This window comes from Shewanella marisflavi (assembly GCF_002215585.1).
GTDB classification, from domain to species: domain Bacteria; phylum Pseudomonadota; class Gammaproteobacteria; order Enterobacterales; family Shewanellaceae; genus Shewanella; species Shewanella marisflavi.
In genome coordinates this window covers 739,373-757,516 of sequence record NZ_CP022272.1, presented here as the reverse complement: position 1 = coordinate 757,516, position 18,144 = coordinate 739,373, and the positions used below count along the sequence as shown (strand labels likewise).

Sequence of the window (18,144 nt, the reverse complement as noted above, 5' to 3'; positions counted from 1 at the left end):
TTATCTCGAAAAGAAGGTTGTGGCTACAGCAGATCCCCATCGAAGTTGCCGAAGGGCGTTGGAATTAATCGGGTGAGGCGGGCATGGATGCCCGACTAGCTTCCGCAGGTGCATGGATGCATCCTTCGGAAGCGATAGCGATTTATCCATAAGCACGAGGGAAAAACAACTTCGTCTGGGGCGGCAGGGGGAGATGCAAGAGGGGGATTGCTGTTGATCCCCTTCTTGCCCTGGTGTGGAACGGAGTTCCACGACTTTTTCAGCCGTGAGGCTAATTAACCCTGAGTGAAACTTACCTCGGCCATCAGGCCGCATTCTCCCGGGTGTAGGATGGAATCCCACGACTTCCTCGGTCGCCAGACCAACACTCCCTAACTGTCGAGTTAAACCTGATACACAGTGATTAATCCAAGATCTAACGGTTTAGGCTTCCTTAAAAAGAAACAAAATGATAACCTAAACCACTAAATTAAATAACAAAATAAAGATCTATTAATTTAGACAAAGTTGAATTAAACACTAACTTTTTCAGGGAAGACATATGAAACTCTTAAAAGGGACTCCCCTCCTATTATCGGGAATATTGCTGACCGCCTGCGGTGGCAGCTCAGATGAAACAGATAACAATCAAAATTCAAACTTGCCAGTTAAGCAAATAGTCGGCGAGTTTAAGTCAAGCGCGACTCAATGCGATTATAGTGTTGCCAACACAGATGTAACCCTTATTGTTCATAAGGCTGACGGCTCTGTTCTCAGTCAATACCAGATGGATACTCAAGGAAAGTTTGATATCCCATGGCCCAAAGATGCCAAACATCTCACCACGATTTGGCAAGACAACGGATACTACAATATTGACACCTCACTCAACTTAAATGTGAGTGACATGGGCATTCAAAATTTCTATTCAGACGCGTTAAATGCTAACTGTATCTGCCAGGATATCAGCCTGGATTACAGTGACATTGCAGCGGCTTATCCAAATCATCAATTACAAATCGCAAGCACTATCATAGATACGTCGGCGCCTGGTGCTCAACGTGTATGCCGCGCGCCTCAAGAAGCATTCAAGCCTTTAGATCTACTCTTATTGCCGACGAACGAAGCCGACGAAGAAGCCTATGGTGCATTGCTCGACATCCCCAATGCGCAAAACACTATCGCTGTCTCTGCAGACATCTTCACCGAAGAGAAGAATCAGGCAAAAAAGGTCAATTACTATAGAGGCTATCTGGATGTTGACGTCATTTATGCATACGGCTCAAACGAAAGTGGACGGGTACACTTTCAGTACCGACCAATGGATTACTACAATACTCAACCGAATGTTTTTGTGCTTCCACAACTCAATCCCAAAAATTTCATTCAGTTCTATAGACATGAACAACTTCGCAACGACCAAGAGTCTTTAGTTTTCTACTCTGCAGGAGGCAGGTATCCAATTAACGACCCAGATGAAAACCATGAAATCCTGCTGCCAGAAAACCAGTTCGAATTACTACAAGCAATGACAGATATTGCGACCAATTCGAGCTCGCAAACAAACTACGACTTCACCAATTTTAATACCGGATATCAAGCCATGCAGCTCAGTGTAGTGAGTAGCAATTTGGACTGGACGATATTTGGCGAACTAAGCGGTGTCATTCCTGACCTGAAATTTCCTTCAGCAATAGAAGATAGCTTGTCGACACAAATTGAAAAAGTCGACCTCACACTCTTTGGTTATTATCATGCGGTCGGCATGAACGGTATTCGTGAAGCCTGGGCCAAAGACTCTAGAAGTGGCAGTGAAATCCGCTCAGCTTATTTCGACAACTATGTTGTAGAGTCAATCACAACCGACATCAAATAACCGCCCTATTGGTCATCTTGCTGACAGTATGCTTATCCATACTGTCAGCCATCTCATATGAAGATTGCAACACTTGCTCCCACCAAGCATTAGACTTACCTCTTGCGACTAATGATGTCGCTCTACTCGATTAACACTGTGATTTACCTATCCTGTTTAGCGGCCAGCACTTCAAGTGCCATGGCACAATTTCCACGACTTTTATCGTTCCCAGATCCCCTTCCCCATCAGAGAATCAAAGACACAAAACGCTATAAGGAAAGTCATGTTCAGATGCAGACCATAACTCAATCGCCATGAGATAAAAAATGCCAGTCAGTTTAACTGACCGGCATTTTGCTTAGAGACAAAGTGGTTTGGAGATGAAGTGACTACTTAGCGTAGTTCGACAGGCCACTCTTTCTTAACACGCTCATTAATGAACTCTTCTTTAGCCGCTTTCATAGCGTCTAAGTTAAGGCCAGCTTCTAGTTGTACCTCAGCTTTCGTATCGTACTTGGTGGCGTCATAGACATAATCAGGCGCATATTTAGCCAGTAGCAAGTCAGCTTCAGCAATCACAGTGTCCAGAATGGCATTAGACTTAACCAACAGACGTTTTGCTTCGGTAAAGTTATGCGCATACATACCATGTGAGGCCGTTGCACTATCCCAGAACCACTGAGCATTTCTGAGTTTACCAAGCAGACTATTCATTTCGGTCGCTAACTCATTGCCTGCTTTCAGCGCTGCCTCATAGTTACCTTTAGCTTCGCCAATCGTCTTGCCAGCTTCGATACCTTCAACACCGTTTGCAGCCCAGATAGCCTGTGCCTTAAAGTGTGCTTCGGTCAGACGAGGATCGGTACCCGTAGCTGCGAAACGCAGCTTCTCAATCTCTGTCTTTCTCTTTTCCAGAATAGACTCAAGCGCACTATCATTGTGACAAGTCGTACAGTCTGAAGGGAGCTTGGCGGGGTCAAATTTAACATTGTGGTTCGAGTATTCGATACCATCAGCATTTGTAGCTTTAGGCATATGACAGGTATTACAGCTGAACTCAAGGTGGTTAGGCATCACATGGGAAGCTCTATCCATTAAGTTTTCATATTCAGGATGTTGCGTTTTCAGTGATGGCGTACCAGAAATGGCGTTAGTCCAATCTTTAAAATTAATCTTGTCGTAGTAGGCTAACTGAGCCTCGGCAGCGAAGCCCTTATAGAGCTTATCATCACCCGTGTAACCTACGACACTTGCATAATCGGTTTCTACACCAGGAACCCAGTGATCCCATGGGAAGCGCACTTTTTTACTGTCGGTACCATCGAAGTAGTATTCGACGTGACACTGAGCACAAGTTTGGCTCGCTTGATCATTATGATTTTGCGCTTCGAATGTCAGACCCACTTTTGTCATAGCACGGTCGGCATATGGACGGCTCAAACGCAGTGTATTTTCACCCAGCTCATGACAATCGGCACAACCTATGGTGTTGCTCATCTCATGGCCCCACGTGGACCAGCTATTGTTGGCAAACTTACCTTCACCCACCAGATCGTACATGCGTGCAACGTCTGGAGACTTACAAGACCAGCAAGATGCCGCCATCGCTTCGCCGACAACATTACCATCATGACCGACAATCGGATTACCGGTTCGCAGCGTTTTGATCACATCGGTCAATGCATAATGGTGGCCGCGAGCGCGGTTGTAATCTTTGGCAAAACCATAACCAGCCCAAGCGCTAACCAAATTAGGGTTAGCTTCTAGCAGATCGGTTGGCGCACCAGACTCAGGGTTGTTTTCTTCAGTGCTTGCCCAAGTTGCATGTTGATCTGGGAAGTTTTCTTGCCAGTTATCGCTGTTATATAGGTCGACAGGCCCAGTTGATGGCGGAATAACACAGGTATTGGTCTCTGCATCTAACACAGTTCCTTCACCGCACACGACAGGATCAACGGGATCTACGGGGTCAACAGCAATCACTTCACAGATATTCGTCTCAGTATTGAGTGTTGAACCCTCACCACAAGTCACTAATTGTGTGTCATCGTCATCACCACAGCCAACTAATACGGCAGAGACCGCAATAGCAACTGCAAGCTTTTGTAATTTCATCTTACTCTCCTGCAAGTGAACTTTATTCACTTTTTATGTAGTTATTTTATTGTAAGCACTGCGTCATCAAGACGATTAAAGCTATATCAAAAGGGATAGTTAAGAAGAAACATACGGGTAACATTTGTGTGAAGATTGTCACTGGCGATCAGTCAAAATATCCCTAAAGAGGTATATTGATTACTGCTTCAAGATCAAACTTTTCACCATAAATGATATATTCAACAAAGATAATTAAGCCTAAGTCGCTATATAAAAAGAAAAAATAAACAAATGCTCATATATTAACCGCTAATATAGTGGTATATGCCGACCTATCTAGCCTGTGGCATTTTTAGCCAGCAAGGTTGGCTTGAATATTAAGTTCTAATTAAGGTTATGTTAACAACTCAAAAGCTCGACAAAGTATAATAAACACCAGGCGATCAGAATCAAAAGGCGATCAAAGTGAATACTTATTCGCAAAAAAAGGGACCAAGCGAAGACAAAAAGAGTATGAAATGAGTAGAGCTCTCACTAGATATGCCTATACCCATTTTGGCTAAATCCACTATGCCGCTACAACTCAAGATGATGATAGCCTTGCCAATCGAGATTTGACTCGTCTTACTGATAAAACAAACGGCTCAGTTCTCAGCCAATATCAAATGATTGATAGGAGGAGGTTTGAGCTCCCACAGAAAGGTGATGCCAAACACCCCCCCCCCTTTTGAAAAGACAGTGGATACAACAATTGAGACCTCTCTCAACGAAAGGAGTGACCTCCCTAAAAGTAATGACTTACCTATTACAATTAGATATTTAGCTCGCCAAAACTAGACCCAGGCTAACACCTTGATCTACTATGCCAGCTCACCAGGATGTCTGGTCTCTACCTGCTGGAAACAAGGATTTAAGAAAATGGAAGTTACACTCACCCCGAGCAACGCACTCGAAACCGCCCTGCAGGCGGCACTTGCCGATCACACCCAGGCCAAAGCCCTCTATGAACACCTAATTAAGGCCAGGCTCTACCTGCTGAGCGATGGCCAGGACACGCCTCAGGCCGATGGCACCACAGAGCTCTCCATCATGCAGTGGCACATCCCCGTCAGTGATGAGCAAGTGCACTACTTCGTGCCGATTTTTACCTCGCAGGAGTCGGTCGACCAGGCTAAGGCGGTTATGGAAGCAGAGGGCAGCGAATTTCACGGTCAGATAGAGATAGATGCGCCTCAAGCATTTCAGCTGCTACTGACCAATCAGATGGATATGGCTCTCAACCCCAATAGCAACTTATCTAAGGTCGTCAGCAGCGATGAGATCCGCTATATGTTGCTGCCTGACATGACGCTACTCACTCAGGGAAATCAACTACTGCTGCTAGGCAAGGTACTGGCAAGCGATCTGCCCATGTTCGGCGCGGTGCGCGCCCTGCTGGCCAAGTATCCCAGCGTGAAGGCCGGCTATTTCATGGAATCTTGCGAGCTGGACATTCGCCGCGGCGGCCAGAACAGCGTCTTTACCTTAGCCCTTATCCTCGAAGGGGACAGGATAAGCGATGATTTCAGCCGCATTCGCAGCGATTGTCGCCACCTGCACAAAGAGGTGGAGCTTCACGGCTGGGAGGTTCGCCCTTATCTGCTCAAGACTGATAAACACGATGCGGTAAGCGATTACTGCCTGGGTAAGATAACGCCATTTTATCGCCCCTCATTGCTGAGCCGGTTCAAGACTTGGATAAGCCGATAGGTAAACGACTTTTCATGGGACATTAGCAGAGTGAAAAGCGGCGCGAGAGCCTTACTGAACTATACTTACCGATAACGTTTCACAACGTTAACGAGGCAAGTATATGAGTATTTCAAACCGGTTAAATCACTATCTGGCCGAGCATGATGTGAACTATGAGATAGTGCTGCATCGCCATAGCCACAACTCCATCAGTTCGGCTATCGCCGCCCATCTGGCGCCCGCTCAAGTGGCCAAAGGCGTGATCTTAGAAGATCATCAGGGACGCAGGATCATGGCGGTGCTGCCTACCAATCATAAGATCAACCTCAAGGCATTGGGCGAGAAGCTCAACCGCGATCTGCATCTGGTGAAGGAGCAAACCGTCTACCAGATGTTTGACGATTGCGAACATGGCGCCATTCCCTCTCTCGGCGCGGCCTATAATATCGAGACCATCTATGATGATCTGCTGATCGAAGCTAAAGAACTCTACCTTGAGGCTGGCGATCACACCAGCCTGGTGCATCTCAGCCGTGAAGATTTCATCAAGCTGATCAAAGATGCTAAGCACTTAAGGTTTAGTTACCAGAGCATTCATTAGCTCACACCATCAAGGGGAAGCTCAGGCTTCCCTTTTTTCTAGTGCCGCCTGGCTGGCATCCCTTAGCCGTTACGGCATAATAGACAACCCAACCATGGCAAGTGATAAAGTGAGTCAATCATGATGTTAATAACCGGCGCCAGCAGCGGTCTGGGCGCAGCCCTGGCTCAGCGTTATGCCAACGCGGATCAGCAGGTGGTCATATCCGGCCGTAACCAGGCCAAACTGGCCGGTATCGCACAGACCTCAATGAATCTGCATCCTCTTGCCGCCGATCTTTGCGATGAACAAGGCGTCGCGGCGCTGCTCGATGCCGTAACGACAATGGGCGGCGCACTCGAGACGGTGATCCACTGCGCTGGCAGCGGCTACTTCGGCCCTATCGCCGAGCAACGGGCGGATGAGATAGCAAAGCTCATGCAAAACAACGTCACCACCAGCATCTTACTGGTACGAGAGCTAGTCAAACGTTATCAGGACACGCCGCTGAATCTGGTGGTGGTAATGTCAACCGCAGCCCAGCAAGCCAAAGCGGGAGAGTCCACCTACTGCGCCGCCAAATGGGCAGTACGCGGCTTTATCGAGTCGGTACGCCTGGAACTCAAAGGCAAACCGATGAAGATCATCGCCGTTTATCCCGGCGGCATGGATACTGGTTTTTGGCCCACCAGCGGCAAAACCCTCGACACCTCAAGCTTCATGAGCGCCGATGAAGCCGCCCAGATGCTGCAGGGCGCCCTAAAGGCCACCGCCCATGGGCATATTGCCGATATCACCATCGCCAGAGGGTAGGCCTTAATAAGGTCAGAGTTAGGCCAGAAGCACATTAAAAAGGCTCGGTCTGAATGCAACAGTACCGAGCCTTTTTATCGATAAGGTTATGTGTGAACGACTCGCGCATGACTAGCGCTTAAAGAGGGCTTCCATCTCTGCGGCCGTGGCTTCCGTCTCCTGCGCCTGCAGCCTGTCGCGCTGCTCGCTCAGCTCCATAAGCTTTCGCTCTAACCTCTCGAGCTGCGCCTCATCAGCCTCGGTTCGCTCAGGCTTATCCTGCAGGGCATAGATGGCTTCGCTGATCTTATCCATCTCATTAAAGAGGGCGTCCATAGCGTCGGGGTTTTCGGCGTCTTGTCGGTCAAGCTCATCTAACCAAGCATTAAACTGCTCAGGGGTAGCACCTACCCCCTTAGCGGTCTCGTCGATAAAGCAGTTAGACAAACGCTCAGCATTCTCTTCTGACATGAGGTCATGCTTATCGAAACAGCTCTTCATGGCGCGTCGGTAACCGCGCTCGAGCTTGCCACTGTCGATACCTGAAACCTGCTCCATGGCAATAAAGTCACCGTCAGCCTTCATTTGAGAGACGTTATATTCGATAAGGTTGGCGACATCCACTTCCATGCCGGCCAGTCCATAGGCATCAGGTGGCGGAAGTTCGGCGCACTGGGCGCTACTGAGAAGAAAAAATAGCGGCAATAGCAGGTTTGCTTTCATCATTAATCCCTTAATTTAACTTGCTGAATTGGTCAACCAAGCGGTGACATCCTTGTTGCCGCCATAAGATAGCCCAGGCCTGAACACCTGTCTAGAGAGAAGTCTATCGGTGAATGAGTGACTCACTAATTACAATGCAAGCCACTGAAAAAGATGATTTAAACTGAAAGCCTCGACACTCAATAGTGGGCGACGAGGCACTAAGGCGAGTTAAAGGTAATCCTCTATCACCTCTTGAATGGCATCAGGCATGATAGGTTTAGTGATATAGCCATCCACTCCAAGCTTGAGGGCAAAGGCTTTGTCCGATTGCTCCGTCAGCGAGCTGATCACGACCACCGGGATGCTAGCGGTTTGCTCGTTTCCCTTAAGGTGCTGGATCACCTGATAGCCATTCACATGGGGCATGGTGATATCCAACAAGATGAGATCTGGCGTCAAAGACTTCAACACTTCGATTCCACCAATACCAGAATTGGCCGAGGTCACGTCATAGTCGTCCCCCAGCATGGCGAGTAGTACTCCGGTGCAGACGGGATCATCATCTATGATCAAGATTTTGGCTCTGGACATTTATCTCTCGCTTTGACAGTTATGATGGTTACATTGTATCCAAGTTTACCCGAATTACCAGCTATCAAGATCTGAATATATTCAAGGGGTAGACGCCGTTTTTTCACTTAAGTTTCAGCGGCAAAAATCGGCCAATAAAAAGCCCAGTCCACAGACGGGGCTTGTTAGTAAGTCGTCACTCTAACGAACAATTTTGACCTCGGGTTCGCTGAGGAGTGCCAACATAGGATTATTGTGCATGACCTTTTCCTTTAGCGTGATACCCAATATCAACCCCATAACAAAGCCACCGATATGGGCCCAGTAAGCCACGCCTTGCCCCGCCATCAATAGGCCGAAAATATTGAATCCCAGCCAGATCGCAAAAAATACCATAGGGCTAAGCTTCTTTTGGAATATCAATATCATGAAGGTCAGGCTGGCATGACGGAACCACATTAGATACATACCAAAAAGACCCGCGATTGCACCGCTCGCCCCAACCATGTAAACGCTTGAGGCAGGTTCGGCAATTATCTGCGCCGCAGCGGCCGCTAAACCACACAACAGATAGAGACCGAGGAACTTAGCCCGCCCCAATACATCTTCGAGGTTATCCCCCACCACATAGAGAAAATACATATTACCTGCCAGGTGCATAATATCGCCATGGAGAAACATATGGCTCAGCAGAGTCCAGGGATGATGCCCCGCCAAAACCTCATTGGATCGCATGGCAAATTGAGCAAACACTTGCTCGGTCGAGGCTTGATTGAAGCCATAGGCAGCAAAAATCACAATATTTAACGCCAGTAGCAGATAGGTGATCAGCGGGCGAGACTTAGGTTTAAGGTTAAACTCCACCGGCATCTTTAATAGAAATTGAAATACCCAACTAATGGCCCCAGGCTTAGCATTCAGCTCGCCTAACACCTGCTTTATTCTTGGTGATTGCACGACTTTGGTTCGCTCATGCTCATCGATCCAGACCCCACTGCAAGAGTGGCAGATATCCACCTCCACATGATAACTCTCCATCAAATGGTAACGATGCAGGCTACGGTCACATTGGTGGCAAGAACGGCTGGACCTCCCCAGTAATTGCCCTAAGCTCTCCTCAAAACTGACATTTTCATCACCGTTATCTGCTTTCGACAGCGCCGCATTAAGCTTGCCATTTTCAAACCAGATCCCCCCACACTGGCGGCAACAGTCGACCATTTCACCATGAAAGTTATAGGTTTTTAGTACGCCCTTATGGCAGCCAGGACAAATATTTGCCATTAAAAGATCCTTCTCTAATCAACTAGTAGCTGTTTGCTCCTCGGCAAGCAGGGACGACCTCGATATCTGTACCTTGCACGACTCATTAACGTCGTGCTTAGTCAGTGTCGCTGATATGCCGATTCATTTTGCCGTGAATACTAGCACAGCTCCGTGGCAATAATACTGACGAAATGAAAATATTTAATAACAAAAACAATTAGTAACAGAGCACCAGTTCATTAAACAACATAAGGTAAGTTAATCGACCAAGAATAAATTTACTATTTAATCGAATGATTTGAGCGTAATTTCGCGATATTTGTTCTATTAGGCGAATGTTAATCTGACATCATTCCCGCCAGCTAGACTTAACTAACCAGCCGGCATTAGACAACTTTAGCGAGGAGATACCATGAAAGTGAACAGTCAATTTACTGCTCGCCCCGCAATGGATGGCGATGGCGTTAACATACGCCGTGTGGCCGACTTTATGAACACCAGATTCGACCCTTTTTTAATGCTGGACGAGATCAAGTCTGACGATGAAAAAGACTTTATCGGCGGCTTCCCACCTCATCCCCATAGGGGCATAGAAACCTTTACCTATATTCGTAAGGGGGGGTTCGAACACAGAGATCAGCTAGGCAATGTCAAGGCTATCAAGGCGGGTGATGTGCAGTGGATGAGCACTGGCAGCGGCGTAGTGCATTCAGAGATGCCACTGGCCGATGCCAAAGATGGTCTGCATGGCTTTCAGATCTGGCTTAACATGCCCGCCAAGGAGAAGATGCGCCCAGCTATTTATCGTGACAGCACAGACAAGCCGCTACCAGAAACTCGCAACAAAAGTGGCACCTGCCTGCGAGCCCTGGCTGGCAGTTGGCAATTGTCGGACGAAAAAACGATAGCGGCGCCAATTCAAACTTTAGCGGGTCAAGGCAAGATTGCCGATCTCATGTTCCCGCCCAAGGGCACCGCCCAGATCGATCTCAAGGAGCGAGAATTTGCCGGGCTCTATCTGTACCAAGGTGAGATCTACAGCCAATCTGTGCCAGATAAAGCCTACCAAGCTGGACAATACCTGATTGTCGACAGCCAGCAGCTACTGGATCTCGCCGCAGGTGAACAAGGTGCCGGAGCACTATTATTTGCCGGTGAACCTATCCGCGAAAAGATCGTACATATGGGTCCATTTGTGATGAATAGCCAGCAAGAGATCCAGCAAGCGATCGAGGACTATCAGGCTGGGCGATTCGGCGCCATCTAACCAGCATATTAAGGAGAGCCCACCAGGCTCTCTTTTTTTACCCTGCACAAAGGCCATTTCTGGCTGTAAAAACGTGACTCAGAGCAAGATCTCCAACAAGGTAAAACAGGTAACTCTCACAAAACGAGAGATACATTTACTACCACTTTGTGAGTAAATGCTTATTTTTGAAGCATAATTTCGCAAACTTTATGTGACTTAGACGAAACTAATGCAAATAAATTTGAGGCGCATCAAGATTTTCAACAGAAAAGCTGTGGTAATTTTTAAGCGATTCCTAACACAGAGAATACTTAATGAGAAACCTTAAGCCCCACTTTGGCAACCTTGCCATTACATTTACAAGCTTACTCTTATGTCTGGCCACCCTGTTTAGCCCAGCTGTCTTTGCCAGTAGTGGCGAGGCCAGTGGCCAGCTATTAGATCTCACCGCCACTGGTGCAGGTTATGTGGCACTCGTCATCTTCATTCTGGCTTATATCATGGTGATGGGCGAAGAGGTGTTACACCTGAGAAAATCCAAACCCGTCCTGGTGGCGGCAGGATTAATCTGGGGCATCATAGGCTACATCTATGTGCAACACGGCATGTCTGAACTGTCAGAAGCGGCCTTTAAACACAACCTGCTAGAGTATGCCGAGCTACTACTCTTCCTACTGGTTGCCATGACCTATATCAACGCCATGGAAGAGCGGAATCTGTTTGATGCCCTGCGGGCCTGGATGGTGGGCAAGGGCTTTAGCCAGCGCACCGTATTCTGGCTAACGGGCTTTTTGGCTTTCTTTATCTCACCTATCGCCGATAACCTTACCACCGCATTATTGATGTGTGCGGTAGTGATGAAAGTCGGCGGTGATAACAAGAAGTTTATTGCCCTGGCCTGTATCAACATAGTGGTGGCGGCCAACGCCGGCGGTGCCTTTAGCCCCTTCGGCGATATCACCACCCTGATGGTTTGGCAAAAAGGGGTGGTGCACTTCGAGCAGTTTATCGCCCTCTTTATCCCTTCTCTGGTCAACTATTTGGTACCGGCGGCGATCATGAGCATCTTCATCGTCAATACGGAGCAGAAAGCTGAAGAGGAAAAGGTGATCATGAAACGAGGCGCCAGACGCATAGTCGCCCTGTTTCTGCTGACCATTGCCACCGCTGTCTGCACTCATAGCTTGCTAGGCCTACCACCAGTACTGGGCATGATGACGGGCCTTGGCTTCCTGCAATTCTTTGGCTTCTTCCTACGTAAGAGCTTCCCTAAGGCCGTACTCAAGGCAAAAGAGCAAGCCGAGCGAGATAACAACATCAAACGTCTGGAGCAGCTGGGCAACGTAGTGCCATTCGATGTCTTTAGCCGCATCGCCCGCGCCGAGTGGGATACCCTACTCTTCTTCTATGGTGTGGTGCTCTGTGTTGGCGGCCTGGGCTTTATGGGCTATCTCAGCTTGGTCTCCGAGGCCATGTATACCCACTGGGACGTGACCTATGCCAATGTGGCGGTTGGGGTGCTCTCGGCTATCGTCGATAACATTCCGGTGATGTTTGCCGTACTCACCATGAATCCCGATATGGGGCTAGGTCAATGGCTACTGGTGACCCTCACCGCTGGTGTAGGCGGCAGCATGCTCTCTATCGGCAGTGCGGCGGGTGTCGCCCTGATGGGACAGGCGCGCGGTATCTATACCTTCGCCAGCCACCTCAAGTGGACGCCCGTGATAGCCCTTGGCTACGCAGCCAGTATTCTGGTGCATCTGTGGCTGAACGCCTCACTGTTTTAGGTTGCGGTATATTTAGAGCAGCGTTTTAAAAGATTAGATTACCTATAGTCACCCTATGGGTTAAACAAAAGGGGCGTTGAATCGACTATTCAACGCCCCTTTCTCTATTTATCTATAACGACCGCTTAGGCCAAAAATAGGAAACCGATAAAGGTAAATCCAGCGGCAATCAAGGCATAGGGTAACTGGGTCACCGCATGACTTACCAGGTTACAGTCTGATCCTTGCGCCGCCAGCACGGTAGAGTCTGAATAGAAGCAGGCCTGGCTACCGAAAGATGACGCCGACAACAAGGCACCGATCACCAAAGGAATATTTGCATCCACCGCCTGTGCCAATGGCATCACGATAGGGATAGAAACGGCAAAGATCCCCCAGCTCGATCCCGTAGCAAAGGCCAGAATCGACATGGTTAAAAACACCACGGCGGGCAACCACTGGGACGTCATAAAGGGACTCAAATTACCAATGACATATTGCGGCAACATCAGCTTGTCGCAGACATCCTTAAATACGAAGGCGGCAATCACAGTGCCTATGGCCGGCAACATAGATTTAAAACCATCGAGCATCTGCTCCATCATCTCTGACAATGGCATCAGGCGTTGAACCCCGTAGTAAGGCAGAGTCACGGCTAAGGTAGCGATAAGCCCCTTTAACACGTCGATATCGAAGTAGACGGTAAAACCAACCAATAGCAGGATAGGCACCATAAAGTTATGCAGCTTGCCCAGGTTATCGGCATGCTTAAACTCCTCTTCGATCGCCTTAAGGCCATAGTCGTCAGAAGTCTGCACCTCATCACTGGCATCTACCGCCTTGGCGGGTTTGCCCGCCATGGCCGCCAGCTGAGCCTTCTTCATCGGGCCAAATGCAGGCACGATACCCAGGACCACCAGCAGCACCATAGCCACCGCCAACCAGGCATAAAGCATGTAAGGGATGGCCGACATATAGACGCTGATCCCCTGGCCTTCACCTGCCACACCATTATCCACCAACAATCCACCGAAGAAGACCGCCCAGGTAGAAAGAGGCACTAACACACAGATGGGCGCGGCGGTTGAGTCCACCACATAGGCCAGCATCTCGCGTGACACCTTAAACTTATCGGTCACCGACTTCATGGTCGAACCCACTGTCAGGGCGTTAAGATAATCATCGATGAAGATCACTACACCCAGAATAAAGGTCATAAATAACGATGATTTAGGCCCTTTAGCGTATTTGATCGCATGGCGACCAAAGGCCATAGAGCCTCCGGTTTTTACCAGCAAAGCGATCAGGGCGCCAAAACCACCACAGACCAAAATCAACCAACCTATGGTCTCATCGGCCATGACAGAAAGCGAAATATCGGAGAAATTATTCAGTACCTGATCAGGTTGATACAGGACTAACCCCACTAAGGCACCGATAACTAACGAAAGGATTGGACGGCGCAGCCAAATGGCTAACACCAATACCACCACAGGTGGAATAAGACTTAAGGCTGTCGCGTCAGACATGGCTTAAGGTCCTTCTAAAATTGAGCCGATACGGCAAACTCATTTTATTCGGCGTAGAACCCAAAAAGTTATACGCTTAGTTGCTGCTTTATTATGGACATAACGACGTTCGCCCTTAGCGAACCATGCCTTTATTTTTGACCCCAGCTAAAACATCGGGCGCAAAATAATCTGCAATGACGACTGAGTCAATCAGAAATAGTTATCCGACGACAAAAAAATTTTACCTCTGGCAGAAAAAACCAATAAATCACTGATAAATATCAATATAAGTAAAATATAATGCGCTAATCTCTCACCTCATCTAAACAGGGCTTATGCAACCAAAACGCTTAATTAATGGTGCCGTGTGCTTCCTACATGCGTTTCAGCTCCCGACCAAACGACTCCGACTGACGCCGCTTTGTCTGTTTAATCACAAATTTTCATTTCAGAGATGACACGACTCTAAAGCGTGTTACTCTGCCTCAGGTGTCAATCAAAGGAGCATGACCATGACTCAAACAACCGCTGCCACAGATTCTTTTGCAGCTACAGCTTCTCCCAAAATCATCCACCCGCTTGCCTCGGCCACTCCCATTATTCTCGATTGCGATCCCGGCCATGACGATGCTATCTCGCTTATTTTGGCTCTCAGCAGTGAGCAACTTAAGCCGCTAGCGGTGACCACCAGCGCCGGTAACCAGACGCCGGACAAGACACTGAACAACGCCCTGCGCATCCTGACCCTGCTCAACCGCAGCGATATTCCCGTGGCAGGCGGCGCAGTGAAGCCCCTCGCCAGAGAGTTGATCATTGCCGACAACGTCCATGGCGAGAGCGGTCTTGATGGTCCAAAACTGCCCGATCCCGGCTTTGAACCCGTGACCCAAAATGCCATCGAACTGATGGCTGAAAAGGTACGCCAAAGCGACGTGCCTGTGACCTTAGTGCCCTCTGGGCCACTGACCAATATCGCCCTGTTTATCGCTAACTATCCTGAGTTACACAGCAAGGTCGCCCGCATCGTGCTGATGGGTGGCGCCGCAGGGGTTGGCAACTGGACCCCGGCAGCCGAATTTAATATCTTCGTCGATCCAGAGGCGGCCGATATGGTGTTTAAATCTGGCATACCTATTACCATGTGTGGTTTGGACGTGACCCATGAGGCGCAGATCATGGATGAGGATATTGAGCGGATCCGCGCCATCCCCAACCCTGTGGCCAAGTGCGTTGCCGAGCTACTGGATTTCTTCATGATCTACCATAGAGATCCCAAATGGGGCTTTACCGGCGCGCCGCTGCACGACCCCTGTACCATCGCCTGGTTACTCAAGCCTGAGCTGTTTAACGCGCAGGACTGCTGGGTCGGTGTCGAAACCAAAGGGGAGCATACCCAGGGGATGACAGTGGTGGATCGCTATCAACTCACCGGCCGTCCCGCCAATGCCAGCGTACTCTTTGGCCTGGATCGCCAGGGCTTCGTCGACCTGCTCGTCGATTGCCTTAGCGCCTATAATCACTAAATCACCTATGGAGGGCATCGCCCTCCAACAAGGCAAGAGGACATCATGAGTAGACTGTTAATTTTAGGCAGCGCCAACGCCGATCACGTGATGAATCTGGAATACCTGCCCAGCGCAGGACAGACCCTGATGAGCCGTGGCTATCGCCTCGAACATGGCGGCAAGGGCGCCAATCAGGCGGTGGCAGCGGCCCGCCTGAGCCAAGAAGGTACCCGGGTGGACTTCATCTGCCACCTGGGCCAAGACGCTATAGGCCAAGCCATGGCTCAAGCCTGGCAGCAAGATGGCATCGCCCCAGAGGGGATCACCTACACAGACACACAGCCAACGGGTACGGCAATGATTTTTGTCGGCGACAATGGTGAAAATATGATTGGGGTCTCCGCCGGCGCCAATGCCACCCTGACACCGGAGGCGCTAAAGGCTCACTACCCGCTGATCGATCAGGCTGACTACCTGCTGATGCAACTGGAAACCCCTGCAGTGACGGTACTCGACGCCTTACAACGCGCCAAGGCCAAGGGCGTAACCACCATACTCAATCCGGCGCCCGCCATGGTGATCGGCAAAGATCTGTTTCGTTTGGTCGATGTGATCACCCCTAACGAAACCGAGGCTGAAACCATCACAGGCATAGAGGTCATCGATGAACAAAGCGCCAAACTGGCGGCGCAGATGCTACATCAACTGGGACCCAAAACGGTGATCATCACCCTAGGTAAACAGGGCGCCCTGCTCAGCAGCGATAAGGCTTGTATGTTGGTGCCAGGTGTAGAGGTAGACGCCATAGACACTGTGGCGGCCGGAGATACCTTTAACGGCGCCTTAATGGTGGCGCTGGGAGAAGGCCTGAGTATGCAGGCGGCGGTGGAGTTTGCCCATCGCGCCGCTGCCCTGTCGGTAACCCGCCAAGGGGCGCAGCGCTCCATCCCCTACCGCCATGAGCTGGCAGAGATCTAATCCTCTCAGGGTTGCTCCATCTCTGGTGGGTCAACCCTGTTTATCTGAGCTCAATACTAACTAAGGCATTGAATCATAAAGTCTAATGTTATTTGCTTATTTATGGTAAAATATTGTTTGCTTTTTGAGCAACCTAGGCGTAATCTTGCGCCGCCTGACAGGTTAAAGCCTACACAGGCAATGGCATTGGCGCAGCGATTCGCTATCGTCAACCCAGGATAAGTGATAGATCAATAGAGGAAATAGCATGAGCAAAAAACAGCGGCGCACTGCGCAGGCTCCCCATGAGACCGGCCGCGGTGTTATTAAAGACAACGCCCTAAAGGCGATAGTTACCAGCGAGTTATTTAAGATGCGCGTTGAGAAACCTAAGAAGGGTAAAGGCTCATACAAACGCCAACAACAAAAGGGGCATATGCTAAAGGGCATTGCCCCTTTTGACTTTTTAAGCCCAGCCAACTTAGCCACCCAGGCATAAATTTTTCTCAAGGCCACATTTGGCCATAGCTTTCATCCACAATCTCGGTCAAAATCGCCTCTATCAATCATCCCTTAATTTTGTAGCAGGGCGTGTTCTCCCATGTCATCCAACCTTCAGTCAGGCCAAATGCCTCAGCCACTTCCCCGGCTGGTTCCCGTCTCTTTTATGGCCGTGGTGCTCATCTGGTCGACCACACCACTGGGGATCGTCTGGAGTAGCGAGACTGTACATCCCACCATGGCAGTCTTGCTGCGCATGGTAATTGCGTTACTCATAGGTGGATTGATCATCCTCTTTAGTAACATACGCCTACCCTGGAATCGCACCGCCTTTAAGCTTTACGCATTTTCGGCCATCGGCATCGTCGGCGGCATGTTGCTCAGCTATTTTGCCGCTCGCTATCTGGCCTCGGGCACCATGTCGCTGTTGTTTGGGTTATCACCTCTGATCTCTGGACTCCTGGCCCAGCGACTGCTTGGCGAACCCAAGTTTGGCGTGATGCGAATCATCGCCCTAGTGCTGGCATTTTCCGGTCTGGGAATTGTCTGTTCGGCAAAACTCGCGCTAGGTAGCGAGGCTTGGGTAGGTCTGGTGCTTGTGCTGTGCGCCGTGTTTCTCTTTAGCCTTAGCGGCGTGCTGATCAAGACGGTCGAACTTGCCATTCACCCTATCGCCAGCACGGTCGGCGCCTTGATCTTCTCTACCCCCCTATTTGCACTGGCCTGGCTACTGTTTGATGCCAGCCTGCCAATCGACACCTGGTCGGTGCGCTCGATTGCCGCCATCTTCTATCTGGGGATCTTTGGCTCGCTTATCGGTTTTATCGGTTACTTCTATATCTTGCAGCACCTCAATGCCAGCACGGTCGCCCTGGTCACCCTGATCACGCCAGTCTTTGCCATGACCCTGGGCGCCCTAGTGAATCAGGAACATATCTCTCAAACCTTGATGATAGGCGCAGGTTTTGTGCTTGCGGGGCTTGGCTTATATCAATGGGGAGACAAGCTCCTGGCGCGACGCCGGGCTAAGAGCGCCTCGCAGCTCGACTAAACCGAAAACAAAGCCGGTCGACT

15 protein-coding genes are annotated in these 18,144 nt (G+C 49.4%); 10 read left to right on the top strand and 5 right to left on the bottom strand.

Features of this window, described 5'->3' with window-relative positions; genetic code table 11:
• Positions 1-541 precede the first annotated feature (541 nt).
• Positions 542-1,855 (top strand): hypothetical protein, encoded by a 1,314-nt coding sequence (locus CFF01_RS03380; RefSeq protein ID WP_088903858.1) that lies wholly within the window; start codon positions 542-544, stop codon positions 1,853-1,855.
• 375 nt (positions 1,856-2,230) lie between these two features.
• On the opposite strand, the gene CFF01_RS03375 is transcribed toward CFF01_RS03380, so the two are convergent.
• The gene (locus CFF01_RS03375) at positions 2,231-3,952 is read right to left on the bottom strand and encodes an ammonia-forming cytochrome c nitrite reductase subunit c552 (protein WP_088903857.1); all 1,722 of its coding nucleotides are present in this window, start codon (positions 3,950-3,952) and stop codon (positions 2,231-2,233) included.
• A gap of 900 nt (positions 3,953-4,852) precedes the next feature.
• On the opposite strand from CFF01_RS03375, the gene CFF01_RS03370 reads away from it, so the two are divergent.
• From CFF01_RS03370 to CFF01_RS03360, 3 genes are all read left to right on the top strand, one after another.
• Positions 4,853-5,683, top strand: coding sequence for an SseB family protein (locus tag CFF01_RS03370; RefSeq protein ID WP_088903856.1), 831 nt, complete (start codon positions 4,853-4,855; stop codon positions 5,681-5,683).
• Positions 5,684-5,786: 103 nt separating this feature from the next.
• Entirely contained in the window at positions 5,787-6,266 is a 480-nt protein-coding gene (locus CFF01_RS03365) for a YbaK/EbsC family protein (protein ID WP_033539893.1), read from the top strand.
• A 120-nt stretch (positions 6,267-6,386) separates the two neighbouring features.
• Positions 6,387-7,058 (top strand): SDR family NAD(P)-dependent oxidoreductase, encoded by a 672-nt coding sequence (locus tag CFF01_RS03360; RefSeq protein ID WP_088903855.1) that lies wholly within the window; start codon positions 6,387-6,389, stop codon positions 7,056-7,058.
• Between the two features lie 111 nt (positions 7,059-7,169).
• Here CFF01_RS03360 and CFF01_RS03355 read toward each other — a convergent pair whose 3' ends face one another.
• The 3 genes from CFF01_RS03355 to CFF01_RS03345 form a co-directional block, all read right to left on the bottom strand.
• The gene (locus tag CFF01_RS03355; RefSeq protein ID WP_198387113.1) at positions 7,170-7,763 is read right to left on the bottom strand and encodes a hypothetical protein; all 594 of its coding nucleotides are present in this window, start codon (positions 7,761-7,763) and stop codon (positions 7,170-7,172) included.
• A gap of 207 nt (positions 7,764-7,970) precedes the next feature.
• Complete coding sequence (locus CFF01_RS03350; protein WP_088903853.1) at positions 7,971-8,333, bottom strand: response regulator; 363 nt, start codon at positions 8,331-8,333, stop codon at positions 7,971-7,973.
• A 180-nt stretch (positions 8,334-8,513) separates the two neighbouring features.
• Positions 8,514-9,596, bottom strand: a complete 1,083-nt coding sequence (locus CFF01_RS03345; protein ID WP_088903852.1) for a rhomboid family intramembrane serine protease — start codon at positions 9,594-9,596, stop codon at positions 8,514-8,516.
• Positions 9,597-9,990: 394 nt separating this feature from the next.
• On the opposite strand from CFF01_RS03345, the gene CFF01_RS03340 reads away from it, so the two are divergent.
• Positions 9,991-10,845: a pirin family protein gene (locus tag CFF01_RS03340; protein WP_088903851.1), complete on the top strand. Its 855-nt coding sequence runs from the start codon at positions 9,991-9,993 to the stop codon at positions 10,843-10,845.
• Between the two features lie 296 nt (positions 10,846-11,141).
• Positions 11,142-12,617 carry a sodium:proton antiporter NhaD gene (nhaD, locus tag CFF01_RS03335; protein ID WP_088903850.1) on the top strand — a complete coding sequence of 492 codons (1,476 nt, stop codon included), beginning with the start codon at positions 11,142-11,144 and terminating at the stop codon, positions 12,615-12,617.
• Between the two features lie 125 nt (positions 12,618-12,742).
• On the opposite strand, the gene CFF01_RS03330 is transcribed toward nhaD, so the two are convergent.
• Positions 12,743-14,125 (bottom strand): Na+/H+ antiporter NhaC family protein, encoded by a 1,383-nt coding sequence (locus tag CFF01_RS03330; protein ID WP_088903849.1) that lies wholly within the window; start codon positions 14,123-14,125, stop codon positions 12,743-12,745.
• A gap of 494 nt (positions 14,126-14,619) precedes the next feature.
• On the opposite strand from CFF01_RS03330, the gene rihA reads away from it, so the two are divergent.
• From rihA to CFF01_RS03310, 4 genes are all read left to right on the top strand, one after another.
• Positions 14,620-15,630 carry a pyrimidine-specific ribonucleoside hydrolase RihA gene (gene rihA, locus CFF01_RS03325; protein ID WP_232479496.1) on the top strand — a complete coding sequence of 337 codons (1,011 nt, stop codon included), beginning with the start codon at positions 14,620-14,622 and terminating at the stop codon, positions 15,628-15,630.
• Between the two features lie 45 nt (positions 15,631-15,675).
• Entirely contained in the window at positions 15,676-16,590 is a 915-nt protein-coding gene (gene rbsK / locus CFF01_RS03320; protein WP_088903848.1) for a ribokinase, read from the top strand.
• A 247-nt stretch (positions 16,591-16,837) separates the two neighbouring features.
• Positions 16,838-17,068, top strand: coding sequence for a ribosome alternative rescue factor ArfA (locus CFF01_RS03315; protein ID WP_088903847.1), 231 nt, complete (start codon positions 16,838-16,840; stop codon positions 17,066-17,068).
• Between the two features lie 102 nt (positions 17,069-17,170).
• A complete protein-coding gene (locus CFF01_RS03310) occupies positions 17,171-18,121 on the top strand; it encodes a DMT family transporter (protein WP_232479495.1) in 951 nt (316 codons plus the stop codon).
• The last annotated feature ends 23 nt before the right edge of the window (positions 18,122-18,144 follow it).